17 protein-coding genes and 1 tRNA gene are annotated in these 15,150 nt (G+C 66.2%); 10 read left to right on the forward strand and 8 right to left on the reverse strand.

Going from position 1 to position 15,150, the window contains the following annotated elements; genetic code table 11:
• Positions 1-11: 11 nt before the first annotated feature.
• Complete coding sequence (locus ABD104_RS12155) at positions 12-401, forward strand: response regulator (protein ID WP_132979995.1); 390 nt, start codon at positions 12-14, stop codon at positions 399-401.
• Here the strand turns inward: ABD104_RS12155 and ABD104_RS12160 are convergent.
• Entirely contained in the window at positions 398-1,591 is a 1,194-nt protein-coding gene (locus ABD104_RS12160) for an MFS transporter (RefSeq protein WP_087839391.1), read from the reverse strand. The two genes, ABD104_RS12155 and ABD104_RS12160, sit on opposite strands and share 4 nt — an antisense overlap.
• Before the next feature lie 83 nt (positions 1,592-1,674).
• On the opposite strand from ABD104_RS12160, the gene ABD104_RS12165 reads away from it, so the two are divergent.
• On the forward strand, positions 1,675-1,953 hold the full coding sequence (locus ABD104_RS12165) for a hypothetical protein (protein WP_087839392.1): 279 nt from the start codon (positions 1,675-1,677) through the stop codon (positions 1,951-1,953).
• A 14-nt stretch (positions 1,954-1,967) separates the two neighbouring features.
• Here ABD104_RS12165 and ABD104_RS12170 read toward each other — a convergent pair whose 3' ends face one another.
• Both ABD104_RS12170 and ABD104_RS12175 read right to left on the reverse strand, forming a co-directional pair.
• Positions 1,968-2,447, reverse strand: a complete 480-nt coding sequence (locus ABD104_RS12170; RefSeq protein WP_087839393.1) for a GNAT family N-acetyltransferase — start codon at positions 2,445-2,447, stop codon at positions 1,968-1,970.
• 140 nt (positions 2,448-2,587) lie between these two features.
• Complete coding sequence (locus ABD104_RS12175) at positions 2,588-3,580, reverse strand: LysR family transcriptional regulator (RefSeq protein WP_087839394.1); 993 nt, start codon at positions 3,578-3,580, stop codon at positions 2,588-2,590.
• A gap of 145 nt (positions 3,581-3,725) precedes the next feature.
• Here ABD104_RS12175 and ABD104_RS12180 point away from each other — a divergent pair, with 145 nt between their 5' ends.
• Genes ABD104_RS12180 through ABD104_RS12190 form a run of 3 tightly spaced genes read left to right on the forward strand, consistent with a single transcriptional unit; the run spans position 3,726 to position 6,884 of the window.
• A complete protein-coding gene (locus ABD104_RS12180; protein ID WP_165963205.1) occupies positions 3,726-4,766 on the forward strand; it encodes an isopenicillin N synthase family dioxygenase in 1,041 nt (346 codons plus the stop codon).
• Positions 4,767-4,812: 46 nt separating this feature from the next.
• Complete coding sequence (locus ABD104_RS12185; RefSeq protein WP_243724558.1) at positions 4,813-5,769, forward strand: Bug family tripartite tricarboxylate transporter substrate binding protein; 957 nt, start codon at positions 4,813-4,815, stop codon at positions 5,767-5,769.
• Positions 5,770-5,822: 53 nt separating this feature from the next.
• A complete protein-coding gene (locus ABD104_RS12190) occupies positions 5,823-6,884 on the forward strand; it encodes a porin (RefSeq protein WP_087839397.1) in 1,062 nt (353 codons plus the stop codon).
• Between the two features lie 50 nt (positions 6,885-6,934).
• On the opposite strand, the gene ABD104_RS12195 is transcribed toward ABD104_RS12190, so the two are convergent.
• The gene (locus ABD104_RS12195; protein WP_087839398.1) at positions 6,935-7,897 is read right to left on the reverse strand and encodes a Bug family tripartite tricarboxylate transporter substrate binding protein; all 963 of its coding nucleotides are present in this window, start codon (positions 7,895-7,897) and stop codon (positions 6,935-6,937) included.
• Positions 7,898-7,935: 38 nt separating this feature from the next.
• Entirely contained in the window at positions 7,936-8,925 is a 990-nt protein-coding gene (locus ABD104_RS12200; RefSeq protein ID WP_243724559.1) for a dihydrodipicolinate synthase family protein, read from the reverse strand.
• Between the two features lie 156 nt (positions 8,926-9,081).
• Here ABD104_RS12200 and ABD104_RS12205 point away from each other — a divergent pair, with 156 nt between their 5' ends.
• Positions 9,082-9,726 (forward strand): TetR/AcrR family transcriptional regulator, encoded by a 645-nt coding sequence (locus tag ABD104_RS12205; RefSeq protein ID WP_087778960.1) that lies wholly within the window; start codon positions 9,082-9,084, stop codon positions 9,724-9,726.
• A 110-nt stretch (positions 9,727-9,836) separates the two neighbouring features.
• Here the strand turns inward: ABD104_RS12205 and ABD104_RS12210 are convergent, their stop codons facing one another.
• The 3 genes from ABD104_RS12210 to ABD104_RS12220 are packed head-to-tail and all read right to left on the reverse strand — an operon-like array spanning position 9,837 to position 12,313.
• Entirely contained in the window at positions 9,837-10,826 is a 990-nt protein-coding gene (locus ABD104_RS12210) for a Bug family tripartite tricarboxylate transporter substrate binding protein (protein ID WP_087839400.1), read from the reverse strand.
• 28 nt (positions 10,827-10,854) lie between these two features.
• Positions 10,855-11,862 (reverse strand): amidohydrolase family protein, encoded by a 1,008-nt coding sequence (locus ABD104_RS12215; protein WP_176400767.1) that lies wholly within the window; start codon positions 11,860-11,862, stop codon positions 10,855-10,857.
• Between the two features lie 34 nt (positions 11,863-11,896).
• On the reverse strand, positions 11,897-12,313 hold the full coding sequence (locus ABD104_RS12220; protein ID WP_087839401.1) for a RidA family protein: 417 nt from the start codon (positions 12,311-12,313) through the stop codon (positions 11,897-11,899).
• Positions 12,314-12,553: 240 nt separating this feature from the next.
• Here ABD104_RS12220 and ABD104_RS12225 point away from each other — a divergent pair, with 240 nt between their 5' ends.
• The 4 genes from ABD104_RS12225 to ABD104_RS12240 all read left to right on the forward strand — a co-directional run bounded on the left by ABD104_RS12225 (position 12,554) and on the right by ABD104_RS12240 (position 14,989).
• On the forward strand, positions 12,554-13,531 hold the full coding sequence (locus ABD104_RS12225) for an NAD(P)H-quinone oxidoreductase (protein WP_279819252.1): 978 nt from the start codon (positions 12,554-12,556) through the stop codon (positions 13,529-13,531).
• Positions 13,532-13,655: 124 nt separating this feature from the next.
• A complete protein-coding gene (tpiA, locus tag ABD104_RS12230; RefSeq protein ID WP_343927616.1) occupies positions 13,656-14,435 on the forward strand; it encodes a triose-phosphate isomerase in 780 nt (259 codons plus the stop codon).
• The gene (secG, locus tag ABD104_RS12235) at positions 14,436-14,852 is read left to right on the forward strand and encodes a preprotein translocase subunit SecG (RefSeq protein ID WP_087839404.1); all 417 of its coding nucleotides are present in this window, start codon (positions 14,436-14,438) and stop codon (positions 14,850-14,852) included.
• A gap of 52 nt (positions 14,853-14,904) precedes the next feature.
• A tRNA-Leu gene (locus ABD104_RS12240) sits at positions 14,905-14,989 on the forward strand.
• Positions 14,990-15,150 lie beyond the last annotated feature (161 nt).

The following is a 15,150-nucleotide window of genomic DNA, read 5'->3' on the forward strand; positions in this document are numbered from 1 at the left end:
AGGAGGACGGAGTGGGACAGATTATGCCTTGCCGGGTGCTGGTCGTGGACAACTACGTCAGCGCCGCCGAAGCGCTGGCCGAAGCCTGCGGCCGGTTTCATGAAGTCAGGTACGCCGACGGCGGTTCGGCGGCGATGGAGGTGGCACTGGACTGGCGGCCAGACGTCATGGTCCTGGACATCGACATGCCGCCGCCGAACGGATTGGAGGTGGCCACCATGATCCGGGACATCTCGCACCTGAAGCCCGTCACGCTGATCGCGGTGACCGGCCGCAGCGCGGCCTTCGGGCAGGAAGAGGCCATCGCGCACGGTTTCGATGACTACCTGACCAAGCCGGTGGATATCGACAGGCTGTTGTCGGTGATCGCTGCGGCCCGCCGGTTGCCGGCGGATACCTAGACGGTCCGCGCGCGGCCCGCGCCGTAGGCCACCCATGCCTGCGCGCCGGCCATCGCCACCATCAGGCCCAGCGCCGGCAGCCAGCTGCCGGTCCAATCGCGCAGCACGCCGCACACGACCGGACCGGTCGCGCCTATCAGGTAGCCCAGGCTTTGCGCCATGCCCGACAGCGAGGCCGCCTGCTGCGTGGAGGCGGCACGCAGGCTGATATAGGCGAGCGACAGCATCAGGCTGCTGCCCAGACCCGCGCCGGCCACGCATATCCAGACGATGGTCCAGGCCGGCAGCAGCGCCATACCCGCGAAGCCCGCCACGCACAGCAGCGAGATGGCCAGCCCGAGGACTTTCTGGTCGCGGACCCGGCCCGACACCCAGGATGTCGCGATATTGCCCAGCAGGGCGGCCAACTGCATCAGCGACACCATCCATCCGGCCTGGCCGGGACTCATGCCGGTCTCGTGCAGCATCGAGGGCAGCCAGGCCACGAGTATGTAGAAATTGAAGGCCTGGATGCCCGTGAACAGGGTGACCTGCCACGCCAGCCACGAACGCCAGACATTCGCGGTTTTCGGGGTGTGGGCGCTGGCCGCGGCGGGCGCCGCGGCATGGTTGCGCGAACGCGCCAGCCAGACCAGGGCCGCGGGAATCGTGATGACCAGCACGCAGGCCAGGGACGTACGCCAGCCGCCGGGCAGGTTGTCCGCCAGCGGTACCGCCACGCCCGCCGCGGTGCCGGATACGAGGGTCATCACGACCGAGTACAGGCCGGTGAGCGGGCCGATGCGTTGCGGGAACTCGCGCTTGACCAGCGCCGGCAGCATCACGTTGCCGACGGCGATGGCGATGCCGCCTATCGCCGTACCGATGAACAGAGGCGCGATGCCGGGCATCGAGCGCACGGCGATGCCGACGCACAGTGCGACCATGGCGGCGAACAGCGCGCGCTCGAGCCCCAGCTGGCGGCCCACGGCGGGCGCGACCACGGAGAACAGGCCGAACGCCAGCAGCGGCAGCGTATTGAGCAGCCCCGCGCTGCCCGCGTCCAGGCCGGTGGAGGCGCGGATATGGCCGAGCAGGGGGCCGACGCCGGTCAGCGGCGCGCGCAGCGTCGCCGCCACCAGCAGGATGCCCAGGAGGGCCATGGCGGGCGTGACGGCGCGGGACAAGGCTGGGTGGGGTGCTGAGCTCATGACTTGGTGTCGGACGATGCGCTGGCGTATAAAACATGCTGGAAGGATCGGATACGCCCAGGGCGGATGAACGGAGACGCGCCATGCCACATCGACTCGCTGCGGGAACGACGCCGCTGGCCACCCGGGACGGCGTGCGTTTCACGCTTTTCCACGAGACTCGCGGGCCCCAGGTCTACGAGGTCGATGCACAGGTCCTGCGCACCTGCTTCGGGGCGCCAGACGACCGCGTCGATCATCTGCTGACCGCCTACCTGGCGGGACAGGCCGAGATCCACGACGTCGCCGCGGGAGTGCCGGGCGGGCCGCACGGATCGGTCACGCGCCTTGGCCCCGAGGACTTCGCGGGCCGCCAGGCCTGACCTCGCGCCGGCCTTCAAGCCGCTCCCGCCGGCGGTTCGGCCGGCAGGTCCGGCGCGCGATCGTCCAGGCGCAGGCTCATCAGCACGTGCACGATGCCGGCCTCCAGGAATTCGTCTCCTTCGGCCTGGAAGCCGCGCGTTTCGTAGAACGCCTGGGCCCGCGTCTGCGCGTGCAGCAGCAGGCGGCCGTGCCCGCGCCGCCGGGCCTCGTCGATCAGGGCATCCAGGATGGAGCCGCCCACGCCCAGCCCGCGTCCGTGGCGGTGGACGGCCATGCGGCCGATGTGTCCGTCCGGCAGCAGCCGGCCCGTGCCCAGGGGCGTGCCGTCGGCGTCGTAGGCGACCGCATGCAGCGAGATCGCGTCGGCAGCATCGTATTCGAGTTTCAGCGGGACCGATTGCTCGTGGACGAAGACGGCCTGGCGGATGGACGAGGCGTCGTGTCTCAGGTCGTCCCAGGCGCCGACGACGAGGCGGATGCCGGGCCGGGTCATGCCGGCAGGCGCGGGGCGGGCGCCCGCGTGGAAACAGGGGAAAAAGGAAGCGGGGGCGTTGCGTGTGGTGTCATGCCGGCAAGAGGGCCGCGGCCAGTGCGGGTGCAAAGCCTCTAGCTTAGACCATCCTGGTGATCCCATCACTTGGCCGGGCGCGCATTTGCGCGGGGCCGGCGCGCTCCTTTCGCGCGCAGCCGGTCCACCACCGCGTCGAAGGCCCGCAGCTGCCGGCGTATCTCCGCCTGGCCGTGGTCGGCCAGGAAGTCCTGGAAGGCCGATGCAACGGGCGGGAGGCGGGCGGTGGACAGGTGCAGCACGTACCAATCGTGTTCGACCGGGTTGCCGGGCAGCGGCAAGAGGCCGATCAGGCCCGCCTGGAATTCCAGGGCGCAGGCATGCAGGGACAGGAAGCCTATGCCCAGGCCCGCCGCCACCATCTGCTTGATGGCTTCGTTGCTGGACAGCTCCGATCCGGGCGAGAACCGCAGTCCGGCTTCCTTGAACAGCCGCTCCGCCGTGTTGTGGGCGCCCGAGCCATGTTCGCGCACGAGGATGTTCTCGCCCGAGAGGTCGCGCAGTGCCAGGTCCCGCCTGGCCATCAGCGGATGATGGGGCGAGGCGATGAAGGCCATCGGATGCTTGGCGAAAGCCCGCGATTCCGTGCGCACGTCGCCCGGAGGCTTGCCCATGATGGCGATGTCGATTTCATGGCGGGTCAGCATGCGTACCACTTCTTCGCGGTTACCCACGCTGAGCTTGACCTTCACGCCGGGCCGGCCGGTGTTGAAGGCCACGAGCAGCGGGGGCAACAGGTACTCGGCGGTGATCAGCGCCCCCACGCGCAGCGTGCCGGCCAACTGGCCCTTCAGGCTGGCGACTTCGTCCGAGGCGTGGCGCCAGAGCTCGAGGATCTGGCTGGCGTAGCCGGCCACGACTTCGCCGGCGGGCGTGAGCAGCAGGCCGCGCCCGGAGCGCTGGACCAGCGCGGCGCCGGCGGCTTCCTCGAGCAGGCGCAATTGCAGCGATACCGTGGGCTGGGTCAGGTGCAGCGCCTGGGCTGCGCGCGAGACGCCGCCCAGGCGCGCGACGGCGTCGATGGCGGTGAGCTGGCGGAACGTCGTGGTCTTGTACATCGTGGCGGCCTCGGCGGATGTTTCATAGAAGATAACCTATGGGATGAACTTATTTTTTAATTTTTAAATATATCTCCACGAACTTAAAGTTCTTCGCATGGACATCGAACCAGGCGCCACCAGGGCGCCATCCGTGGAGACGAACATGCTGCCCGCCACCCGCAAGCTGGATTTTTCCGAAGTGCCCGTCATCGACATGTCGCCCGAAAGATTCGCGACGCCCCAGTCCCGGAAGCGCCTGGCCGACGAACTGGCCGAGGCCTGCGCCACCGTCGGTTTTCTGTACCTGAAGAACCATCCGATCCCGCAGGCGCAGATCGACGGCGTCTTCGAGGCCGCCAAGGCGTTCTTCGCGTTGCCGCAGGCGGCCAAGGACGCGGTGTCGATGGCCAGGAACCATCATTTCCAGGGTTATCTGCCCATGCTGACGAAGGGGGAGGGCAACGCCGAGCGCGGCGGGGTGATCACCGCCAACAAGCAGGAGGCCTTCCAGTTCCGCCGGCCGCTCGATCCCGACGACCCGGACCTGCTGACCGGCGCGCGCCTGGCCGGAACCATTCCCTGGCCCCGTGAACTGCCGGCGCTCAAGGAGGTGCTGCTGGCTTATCACGCCCGCATGTGCCGGTTCGGCGAAAGCATGATCGAGCTGTTCGAGCTTGGCCTGGACCTGCCCAGGGACGCCATTCGCCAGCATTTCCGCAAGGACATGAACGCGCTGCGCATCATCCACTACCCGCCGCAGCAGGTGAATGAATCCGGCGCCCACCTGGGGACCCGCGCCCATACCGACACGGACGCGTTCACCTTCGTCTACCAGGACGCGACCGGCGGCCTGGAGATCCGCAACCGGGATGGGGAATGGATAGGCGTGCCGCCGATTCCCGGCACCTATGTGCTGAACATCGGCGAGGTCATGAAGGTCTGGACCGACGGGGTCTTCTCGTCCACGCCGCACCGGGTCATCAACCGCTATGGGAAGGAGCGCTATTCGGTGCCATTCTTCATGTTCCCCACTTACGACGAAGTGATCGCGCCCAAGATCCGCAACCCCGACCCGTCCAATGTGGCGCCCGAGGATTTCCATACCTCCATGCCGCGGGACAAGCCTTTCGTCTGGGGCGAGTTCAAGAAGGCCAATTACGCCCGCATCAATCCCACTGCCCCGGAGCGCGCCATGGCGGATTAGAGGCGGGGGAGGAGACACGTGATCGTGGTCAGCCAAGGAGATTCCCGTGCGCTTGTCGAGATTGTTGTGGATGGTCGTATTGTTCTCCTGTGCCGGCGCATCGCTGGCCCAGGCATATCCGGACCGGCCCTTGCGCCTGATCGTGCCTTTCGGGGCGGGCGGCAATTCGGATTTCGCCGCCCGGCAGATCGGCAAGAACCTGGGCGAGGCGCTGGGCCAGACGGTGGTCGTGGAGAATCGCGGGGGCGCCGGCGGCGTCTTGGGTGTCAAGGAAATGCTGGGCTATCCGGCGGACGGCTACACGCTGCTGCTGGGCACCGTCGGTACGCAGATCGTCAATCCCCTGCTGTACAAGAGCCTGCCCTACGACCCGGACAAGCAGCTCGCGCCGGTGGGCCTGGCCACGAACACGCCTTCGGTGCTGGTCGTGCGGGCCAGCCTGCCGGTGCGGAGCCTGGATGAACTGGTCGCCTATGCGCGAGCCCGGCCCGGGGTGTTGAACTATGGCGCGGCGGGAACCCTGCACCTGGGCATGGAGACGCTGAAGGCGAGCTATGGCCTGGACATCGTCAAGGTCCCGTACAAGGGAAGCGGCGAATCGGTCACGGCCGTCGCCGGCGGCCAGATCGACGTGCTGATGGACAGCAGCCAGGTGGTCGGCCCGCAAGTGGCCGCCGGCAAGTTGCGCGCGCTGGCAGTCATGTCCGACCAGCCGCTGGCTTCCGTACCGGGCGTGCCGACGACCGCGCAGCTGGGCGTGCCTGACCTGAAGGCGGGCAACTGGACCGCGCTGTATGTGGCGGCGGGCACGCCGGCGGCCATCCAGGAAACCTTGAGCCGCGCCTTGCAGAAGGTCGTCGCCTCGGCCGAGCTGAAGGCCCGGCTGGCCGAGTACGGCACCCAGCTCTACAAGGGTTCGCCCGAGGAATACCGCACCTTCATCGCCGCCGACAAGGCCAAGGTCCGCCGCCTGGTCGAGATCGCCGGACTTCAGGCGCAATAGCCGCGTTCCGGCGCGGCTTGCCCGCGCCGCCCATTCCTCTATTGGAGAAATCGATGACCACGATGCGGTCTCTTGCCGGCGTCGCGCTGGCCGTCGTCCCCTGCGCCGCCGCGTTGGGCCAGGGCAGCGTGACGATGTACGGGATTTTCGATAATGGCTACCTGTCCGACAAGACTCAGGGCAAGGGTACGATCAATGCGATCAATCCCTCGCTCAGCGTGGCCTCGCGCTGGGGGCTGCGCGGCACCGAGGACCTGGGCAACGGCTGGAAGGCCAACTTCGTGCTGGAGAACGGCTTCACGGGCGACAACGGGCAGCAGGCTTTCGGGCGACTGTTCGGCCGGGCCAGCCATGTGGGGCTGTCGAACCGGCAACTCGGCGAGATCCAGCTTGGGCGGATGGCCAATCTCGGGCTGCTGTTCACCGCCGGCATGATGAGCCCGTTCGGGCCCAGTTTCCAGCAAGCCGCGGTGACCACGACCGCCGCCTACAACACCGGCGATTTCGGCACCACCGCGCGGGTCAACAACGCCGTCTACTATTTTTCGCCCCGCTGGGCGGGCATGCAGGCCGGCCTGGGCTACAGCGTGCAGACGGCAGATGCCGAAATCGCCGGCGGCAGCCGCAACAACCGGATGGCGGACCTGGGGCTGCGATACGACGGCGGCCGCTTCAAGGCGGCGGTCAGCTACCAGTACGTCATGCCCGCCAGCACCGCCGGTGCGCGGGGCAAGCCCAGCAACCTGCAGGTGGGCGTGAACCATGACTTCGGCGCGTTCACGCTCTACGGCGGGTACGGCCGGCTGAGCGATCCGACGGTGGATCCCGGCGCCAACGGGGCGACCCATTTCGCGGCCACGCACGATCGCGACCATGCCTATCAGGTTGGCGTGAAGGTGCCGGTGGGAGCGGGGAGGGTGCTGCTGGGATACCAGCGGACGACCGGTTCGAAGATCGAGAACTACGGCCTGGCCTATGTCTACGACCTGTCCAGGCGGACCTGGCTGTACGTGTACGCCAACCGGACCGAGTTCCGGCTTTTCTCCGCGGCGGGAGCGACGGCGGGCGATGCCTGGCGCAGGCAGATCGCGATGGGGATCGCGCACCGGTTCTGACCGGTGCGCGGAATGCGTCTTGGTCGATGCGGACGTCTGGACGGGCACGGCTAGTCTTTCAGCTTCAACTCGTCCAGCAGGCGCCCCTTTGAAGCATGATCGGCCGCCACCCGCCGGCTGAACGCCGGCCTATCCAGATACGTGGCAGTCTGCTGCAACTGGTCCGCCATTTGTTGATAGGAGGGGCTGCTGACGATGTCGCGGCATGCTCCTTCGAGCGTGACGAGTACGTCTTGCGGCACGTCCTTGCGTATAAAGATGCCGCCATAGGTGGATGAGTGGACCTTGGAGCCCAATTCGGCGGTCGTCGGCACGTCGGGGAACTCCTTGGTCCGCGCCGTACTGAACACGACGAGCGGTCGGTAGTTGTGCTGGAGCAGCACTGAGGTGGTGACGAGCCCTCCGTCGATCTGTCCCGAGGTGAGATCCGGGAGCAAGGCCGTCTCGCCACGATAGGAAATTTCGGTTGCTCGGACGTTGAGGTCCCGCAGGAATTCCTCCGTCATCAAGTGCGGAGCTGAACCTATGCCCGAATGTCCGTAGCTGAATCGGCCGGGATCCTTCTTCAGCCTGTCGACCAGTGCCCGGATATCTTTAATGTCCGAGCCAGGCGACGCGGCGAGATAGAAAATGTTCTCGAACGTCTGGCATAGCGGTACGAACGATTCGAGTGTGTAGCCGGCATTCTTGTGACGATGGGTCTGTATCGACAGCGGCGTCGCCGGCGTGAAGGCCAGGGTATAACCGTCGGCAGGCGCGTTTGCTACATTTTGCATGGCCAGCATGAGACCCGCACCCGCTTTGGTCTCCACCACCACGGGCGTCTTGAGGCGTTGGCTCAGCTGTTGCGCGAACGCTCTCGCCAAAACGTCTACGGTCGACCCGGCGGGAAGCGGCGTGACGATGTTGATAGGCTTGGTCGGGTAGGGCTGAGGGGCGGCGTGAACCGTGAGTGCCGTAGCGGCAATCCCCAACGCGGCGGACAGGCCAAGCCGGGCAAACTTGGGTCTCATGCTTGTCTCCTATTGGTGTTGTCGTTCGTTTTGTCCGATCAGGCCAGGCGCATGGCATCCTTCCTGTCGATTACCGAGAAGCCGGCTTCCTGCAGCAGCTTGTAGATGGTCTCTATCTCCGCTTTCTTGGGTGCGGGCATCGGTGGCCGCATGAAAGGATTGGGGATCAGCCCCCGCAGCCACGTCGCGACCTTGTAGCGCACGTGCAGCCGCCCCATGTCGGCTACGTATTCGTGAAGTTGCGAGAGGCCTCCCTGCCAGATCCGGCACGCGCGTTCAAGATCCCGCTGGTCCCAGGCGTCCAGGTGATCCAACATGTTTTCCATTCCGTAATTCCAGAAACCGCTGAGCGTGCCGTCGAAGAGATCCGTCGCCCGGTATTCATGGAAACGTGAAGCCAGGGCCGCCATGACCGATACGCGCCGAGGCAGGGTTCGCAAGGCTTTGCCTATGATGCGGTAGCCCTCGTAGCCATAGGTCATTTTCCAGCCCACGATATTCGGTATTTCTCGACAGATGGCCAGCGTTGCCTCGACCGGCAGGCCCGGCGTGAAGGGGGCCGCCGACCCGGAAACAGGATGAGTGATGATGGGCAGGTCGACCGCCCGGTCCTGCGCCTTGATCTGATCGGCCCAGACCTCGGGATACTTGTCCGCGTCCCAGCACGAGGTGATGTCTTGAGCTCCCCCAGGGGGGGTGACGAAAATGCCGTCCACGCCTAGCGCCTTGGCGTCTCGGGCGGTCTCGACGACTTCTGCAGTTGTCAGCGCCCACGTGCCCGCGATCAAGGGTACCGCGCCATTGTTTTCTTCGACCGCAATTTCGAGCACGCGTCTTTTTTCCTCGCGGGTCAACGTGAAAATCTCGCCCGCCTCGGGATTGATGCAGAGTCCACCCCGTGCGCGAAAGCGGTCGTTCTTCAGGAAATTCTGCAGGAATTTCCGGTACGCCGACTCGTCCACCTTGAGGTCTTCCGTAAATGGCAGTAGCACTGCTGCATAGCACACGTCACCCAGGGTTTTCTCCATCACCATCTCCATTTCCCTACTGAAATTTGTAGTGACTACAATTATGAGCACAGTCGATTTTTGTGAAGATTGGTATTTCCACCTAATCAAGGAAGATGGCCCGGGAGAGCCGCGCAGAGGGTCTGGTATCCTGGGCGCGGCCGCTATTTAGAACCTATGGACAAGCACACTGCAGGCGTGAGCCCCAAGCTGGGGCTGCGCGAGCGCAACAAGCTCGAAAAGCTCGACCGCATTCGACGCGCGGCGCAAGAATTATTCGAACAGCAAGGCTTCGATGCGACGACGACTCGGGAGATTGCCGAGCGGGCGGACGTAGGAATCGGCACCCTGTTCATGTATGCGGTGGACAAGCGGGATCTGCTGTTCCTGATTTTCAACGATGCGCTGGACGTGATGGTCGATGAAGCGTTTGCCCGGGTCGACCGGCGCAAGACATTGAGCGCGCAGGCGGCGGCGGTGTTCGCACATTTCTATCAGGTCTTTCATTCCCGCGCCGCGCTCGCCAAGATCCTGCTGCGTGAATTGGTGTTCTTTTCAGAGGGCAGGCAGGCTGCTCAGTATTTGGCGAACCGGCAGCGCATCATGGCCGGTCTGGAGGACTTGGCGAAGGAGGCGATCAGGCGGGGAAGGATCCGGACCACCGAAAGTCCGGAGCAGGTCGCAAAAGTGTTCTTTTTCCTGTATTCGGGCGAGATTCGCCTGTGGCTAAGTGCCGATGAGCCGGACCTCGCGCAGGGTATCGAAACCTTGCAGCGGACCTTCGCGTCATATGGGAGGGGACTTGGCGAGACGGTGCGTTGAGCCGACGGCGCGACGCGTGTCCATGATGTCTTACGCCACCGGCGTGGCGGAGGGCCGCTGGCCGCGGCTCAGCAGCCGCGGCCTGGATGGATGACGAAGCCCTCCTCCGGCTAGTCAATCCGTACGTCGGCCTGCTTGATGATGGCCCGGTATTTGGTGGCTTCGGCCTTGACGAAATCGGCGAAGGCTTGACCTTTCAGGTCCTTGGGCACCGCGCCCATGTTGCGGATGTTGGTCAGCACCGCTTCGTTCTTGAGCGCCGCGGCGGCGGCCGATTGCAGTTTGGCGATGGCCGGGGCCGGGGTTCCGGCCGGCACGAACAGGCCGAACCAGGCTTCGGTGTTGTAGCCCTTGAGCCCCGACTCGTTCAGCGTCGGCACGTCGGGCAACGCCGGTGAACGCTCCAGGCTGCTGACCGCCAGCGCCCGCAGCTTGCCGGCCTGGATTTGCTGCGACACGGTCGGGATGTTGATCATCAGCGCCGAGATTTCCCCACCCATGACGGCGGTGACGGCAGGCGCCGCGCCTTTGTAGGGTACGTGCGGGATATCTATGCCGGCCATGGAGTTGAAGAGAATGGCCGAGAGGTGCGACAGGCTACCATTGCCGCCCGACCCGACGTTGAGCTTGCCGGGGTTGGCCTTGGCGTAGGCAATGAACTCGCCGATGTTCTTGACCGGCAGCGCGGGGTTGACGACCAGCACATTGGGCGCGCTGGCCAACAACGAGACGGTGCTGAAGGCTTTCTCGGAATCATAGGGCAGCTTGCTATAGAGCCCCGGCGTGACGGCGTGGGTACTGGCGTTGCCCAGCAGCACCGTATAACCGTCGGCGGCCGCCTTGGCGGTGGTGTCCGAGGCGATGCTGCCGCCCGCGCCTGGCTTGTTTTCGATCACCAGGCTCTGACCCAACACTTCGCCCATGGCCTTGCCTACGTTGCGGGCAAGGACGTCCGATCCGTCGCCCGGGGGCGAGGGGACGATCAGGCGGATCGGCCGCTCGGGGTATTCGGCATGGGCGCTATGCATACTCGCGCCGGCCAGGGCCAGGCCGGCGGCCATAGCGACCGATGTGCGCCGCAACGCAGTGACGAAACTCATGGCATTTCCTTGTGGGGGTGGGAAGAGGTCAGCGTACCAGGGCTTGCAGGCCGAAGAATTCGACCGCGTTGTCGGCGTAGATCGCGCGCTTGTCGGCGTCGCTGAAGCCGGGCTGTTCGGCCACCAGCTTGCCGATGGACTGTTCGCCCAGCGGGAAGGGATAGTCCGAGCCCAGCATGATGCGGTCGGTGCCCATCACGTCGGCCAGCAGGCGCAGCGCGCCCGGATCGAACACGGCCGAGTCGACGTAGAAGCGCTTGACGTATTCCGAGGGCAGGCGCGGGCAGTCCTTGCGGATGATGTCGCGATGCTTCCAGGCGTTGTCCACGCGGCCCAGCATGAAGGCGAACGAGCCGCCGCCGTGGGCGAAGCAGATCTTCAGCGATTCGGGGATGCGCTCGAAGGCGCCCGACAGGATCAGCGACAGGATGCCCAGCTGCGTTTCGGCGGGCATGGCCACGAGCCAGGGCAGCATCCATTGCTTCATGCGGTTGCCGCCCATCATGTCCCACGGATGCACCAGCAGCGGGATGCCTTCGTTCGCGCAGTGCTGCAGGAACGTGACCAGACCCTCGTCATCGAGGTCGCGGTCGCCCAGGTGGTTGCCGATCTGCACGCCGTGGTGGCCCGTGGCCTTGGCACGCGAGGCTTCGCGGCAGGCGGCGTCGATGTCCTGCAGCGGCACCTGCGCCAGCGCGACCAGGCGCTTGGGCGCGGCGGCACAGAATTCCAGCGCCAGGTCGTTCATGCGCTGGGCCCAGGGCAGGACCTTCTCGGGCGTGAACTCGTAGCCGAACATGATGGGCGTGGCGCAGGTGATCTGGATGTCCACGCCCTGGGCGTCCATCTCGGCCAGGCGTGCCTGCGGGTCCCACAGCGCGTCGTAGACGGGGCGGAAGGGTTTGTCGGCTCGCATGATGTCGCCGGTCTTGCCGTCCGGCGCCACCTGCAGCCAGGGCGCGCGCTCGACGCTCAGGGCGGCGGCTTCTTCCCGCGTGATGCGCGGGAAGTGGTGGGCGTGCATGTCGATTTTCATGATGGGCTTGATGTCTGGTGTTGTCGTGGCGGGATCAGAGCGGCTTGTAGGCGACCGCCTTGATCTCGATGCGCAGGTGCGGGTGGGGCAGCTGGTGCACGGCCACCGTGGTGCGGGCCGGGCCGTCGTAGTCGAAGAATTCGCCGTAGACCTCGTTGTAGCCACCGAAGTCGCTCATGTCGACCAGGAAGGTGCCGATCTCGACGACGTCGGACAGCGAGGCCCCGGCGGTGCCCAGGATGTCGCGGATGTTTTCCAGCACCGCGCGGGTCTGGGCGCGGATGTCGAACTTGGTCGTGCCCATGGCGTCCACTTCCACGCCGGCCAGCGAGTTGTCGGAACGGCGCGAACTGGTGCCCGAGACGAACAGGAAATCGCCGGCGCGCTTGATGTGGGGATACTTGCCGCGGGGAGTGGCCTTGCCTTCGACGACTTTGGCTTGTGTGCTCATGTCTACTCTCTTGTGGGGATGCGCCCGGAGGGGATGCGGGCGGAATACTGACCGGTGCAAGTCTAGGCAATCCTTTACCGAAAAGAGAATGAATTTATCCGTCGCCGGTATTCGACTTGGCTATGGTGGCTCCACGGAGGACGCATGCCGCTTCGCGGGCCCCAAGACCCTGATAGGAGTAGGGGTGGCATAGCCGTATATGATGACCGCCTTCAGACCAGAAAAACGGGAAGCCGCGCCATGATCGCCATCGAAATCTCCCGCCCCGGCGGGCCCGAAGTCCTGCAAGCCGCCGAGCGCCCCACGCCAGTGCCCGGCGCCGGCGAAATCCTGATCCAGGTTGCCGCCGCCGGCGTCAACCGGCCCGACGTGGCGCAGCGCCGCGGCACCTACCCGCCGCCTCCGGGCGCCTCCGACCTGCCCGGGCTGGAAGTGGCCGGCACCGTGGCCGCGCTGGGCGAGGGCGCCTCCGGTTTCGCCGTGGGCGACGCGGTCTGCGCGCTGGTCAATGGCGGTGGCTACGCCGAATACTGCACCGTGCCGGCCACCCAGTGCCTGCCCGTGCCCAAGGGGCTGAGCATGGTCGAGGCCGCCGGCCTGCCCGAGACCTACTTCACCGTATGGAGCAACGTCTTCATGCGCGGCCGGCTGTCGGGGCAGGAATCGCTGCTGGTGCACGGCGGCGCGAGCGGTATCGGCACCACGGCCGTGCAACTGGCCAAGGCCCTGGGCCATCCGGTGTATGCCACGGTGGGCAGCGACGAGCGCGTCGCCGCCGTCGAGAAACTCGGCGCGACCGCCGGGATCAACTACCGCACCCAGGATTTCGTGCGGGAAATCAAGCGCCTGACCGACGGCCGGGGCGTGGACGTGATCCTGGACATGGTGGCCGGCGACTACGTCGCCCGTGACATCCATTGCCTGGCCGAGGACGGCCGCATCGTGCTGATCGCGCTGCTGGGCGGCGCGAAGGGCGAGATCGACTTTGCCCGCGTGCTGAGCCGGCGCCTGACCATCACCGGCTCCACGCTGCGCCCGCGCTCGGCCCAGTTCAAGGGCGAGGTCGCCGCCGCGCTGCGCCAGAACGTCTGGCCGCTGTTCGAGTCCGGGCGGCTGAAGCCCGTAGTCTATGCCACCTTCCCGCTGCGCGAGGCGGACAAGGCCCATGCCATGATGGAGTCGGGCGAGCATGTCGGCAAGATCGTGCTGACGGTTTAGCCCCTAAGCGCTTCGCGCGCCCGGCATTTTTTACGACATTGGCTGCAGCGGTGCGCTGGAGCCGATACAATCGAGGTTTTGCCCGCATATTTTTGTCCACGCGGGCATTTTTCGATTCTTGTCGATGGCAACTAAACAGAATATCCGCCGCCTGGTGCTCGGCAACTGGAAGATGCACGGCAGCCTGGCCGCCAACGGCCAGCTGCTCTCGGCCATACGCAGCGGCTGGAACCAGTCCTCCGGCGCCGCCGCCTGCGACGTCGGCGTCTGCGTGCCGTTTCCCTACCTGGCCCAGGCCGAATCCGCGCTGACCGACTCCGATATCGCCTGGGGCGCCCAGGACATCAGCGTCCACCAGCAGGGTGCCTATACCGGCGAGGTTTCCGGCGCCATGCTGTCCGAATTCGGTTGCCGCTACGTGCTGGCGGGCCATTCCGAGCGGCGCAGCCTGCATGGCGAAACCAGCCGGCTGGTGGCGGACAAGGCCAAGGCCGCGCTGGCCGCCGGCCTGACTCCCGTCGTGTGCGTGGGCGAGACCCTGGCCGAGCGCGAAGCCGGCCGCACCCTGGCCGTCATCGACGAACAGCTAGAGCCCGTGCTAGCCCTGGGCCGCGAAGCCGTGGCCGCCATGGTCATCGCCTACGAACCCGTCTGGGCGATCGGCACCGGCAAGACCGCCAGTCCCGGGCAGGCCCAGGAAGTGCATGCCGCCATCCGGGCCGCGCTGCGGGGCGTCGACTGCGCCGGCGTGCGCGTGCTGTACGGCGGCAGCGTCAAGGCGGCCAACGCGGCCGAGCTGTTCGCCATGCCCGACATCGACGGCGGCCTGATAGGCGGCGCCTCGCTGGTGGCCGAAGACTTCCTGCGCATCGCCGAGGCGGGCGCGACAACCCGGAGTGCTTGAATGTCCGTAATGCTTACCGTCCTGCTGATCGTGCAGGTCATTTCCGCCCTGACGATCATCGTCCTGGTCCTGCTGCAACAGGGCAAGGGCGCCGACATGGGCTCCGCCTTCGGCGGCGGCTCCGCCGGCAGCCTGTTCGGTGCCGCCGGCGCGGCCAACTTCCTGTCGCGCACCACCAAGTGGGCGGCGGTCGTCTTCTTCATTTCCACCGCCGCGCTGGCCTACCTGGGTCGTCCGGCCCCCGCCGCCTCGCAGGGCGGTGTGATGGAGAACCATCCCAGCGACCTGTCGGTGCCCGCCGTTCCCGGCAGTACGCCCGCACCGGCTCCGGCCGCGCCCGACGCGTCGGTCCCGTCCGTGCCCGCTACCCCGCCGGCCGCGCCCGCGCAGCCCGAGGCACCCGCGCAGAAAAACTAAGGCAGTTTCTCTGAGGAGCCCGCAAATGTTATATACTAGCGGGCTCACGCAAGCCGTCGTGGTGAAATTGGTAGACACGCTATCTTGAGGGGGTAGTGGCGAAAGCTGTGCGAGTTCGAGTCTCGCCGACGGCACCAGGATTTTTCCAGGACATCCCTGGCATATCAAAAACCCGCACATTCCTTACGAGATGTGCGGGTTTTTTTGCCGCCGGGCCGTCCCAAGGCAAAAAAGCGCCCCCTCGGGGGGCAGCGCCGCCGCGTAGCGGCAAGCGTGGGGGCATTTTTTGCCGCCGGGC

Source organism: Pigmentiphaga daeguensis, from assembly GCF_039523035.1.
Classification (GTDB): domain Bacteria; phylum Pseudomonadota; class Gammaproteobacteria; order Burkholderiales; family Burkholderiaceae_B; genus Pigmentiphaga; species Pigmentiphaga daeguensis.

Bases quoted from the DNA above. Each gene is read 5' to 3' on its own strand.
- ABD104_RS12220 (WP_087839401.1), bottom strand. From the start codon at position 12,313: ATGAGCACACAAGCCAAAGTCGTCGAAGGCAAGGCCACTCCCCGCGGC.
- ABD104_RS12190 (WP_087839397.1), top strand. From the start codon at position 5,823: ATGACCACGATGCGGTCTCTTGCCGGCGTCGCGCTGGCCGTCGTCCCC.
- ABD104_RS12160 (WP_087839391.1), bottom strand. From the start codon at position 1,591: ATGAGCTCAGCACCCCACCCAGCCTTGTCCCGCGCCGTCACGCCCGCC.
- ABD104_RS12180 (WP_165963205.1), top strand. From the start codon at position 3,726: ATGCTGCCCGCCACCCGCAAGCTGGATTTTTCCGAAGTGCCCGTCATC.
- ABD104_RS12170 (WP_087839393.1), bottom strand. From the start codon at position 2,447: ATGACCCGGCCCGGCATCCGCCTCGTCGTCGGCGCCTGGGACGACCTG.
- ABD104_RS12205 (WP_087778960.1), top strand. From the start codon at position 9,082: ATGGACAAGCACACTGCAGGCGTGAGCCCCAAGCTGGGGCTGCGCGAG.
- tpiA (WP_343927616.1), top strand. From the start codon at position 13,656: ATGGCAACTAAACAGAATATCCGCCGCCTGGTGCTCGGCAACTGGAAG.
- ABD104_RS12175 (WP_087839394.1), bottom strand. From the start codon at position 3,580: ATGTACAAGACCACGACGTTCCGCCAGCTCACCGCCATCGACGCCGTC.
- ABD104_RS12225 (WP_279819252.1), top strand. From the start codon at position 12,554: ATGATCGCCATCGAAATCTCCCGCCCCGGCGGGCCCGAAGTCCTGCAA.
- ABD104_RS12165 (WP_087839392.1), top strand. From the start codon at position 1,675: ATGCCACATCGACTCGCTGCGGGAACGACGCCGCTGGCCACCCGGGAC.
- ABD104_RS12200 (WP_243724559.1), bottom strand. From the start codon at position 8,925: ATGGAGAAAACCCTGGGTGACGTGTGCTATGCAGCAGTGCTACTGCCA.
- ABD104_RS12215 (WP_176400767.1), bottom strand. From the start codon at position 11,862: ATGAAAATCGACATGCACGCCCACCACTTCCCGCGCATCACGCGGGAA.
- secG (WP_087839404.1), top strand. From the start codon at position 14,436: ATGTCCGTAATGCTTACCGTCCTGCTGATCGTGCAGGTCATTTCCGCC.
- ABD104_RS12195 (WP_087839398.1), bottom strand. From the start codon at position 7,897: ATGAGACCCAAGTTTGCCCGGCTTGGCCTGTCCGCCGCGTTGGGGATT.
- ABD104_RS12210 (WP_087839400.1), bottom strand. From the start codon at position 10,826: ATGAGTTTCGTCACTGCGTTGCGGCGCACATCGGTCGCTATGGCCGCC.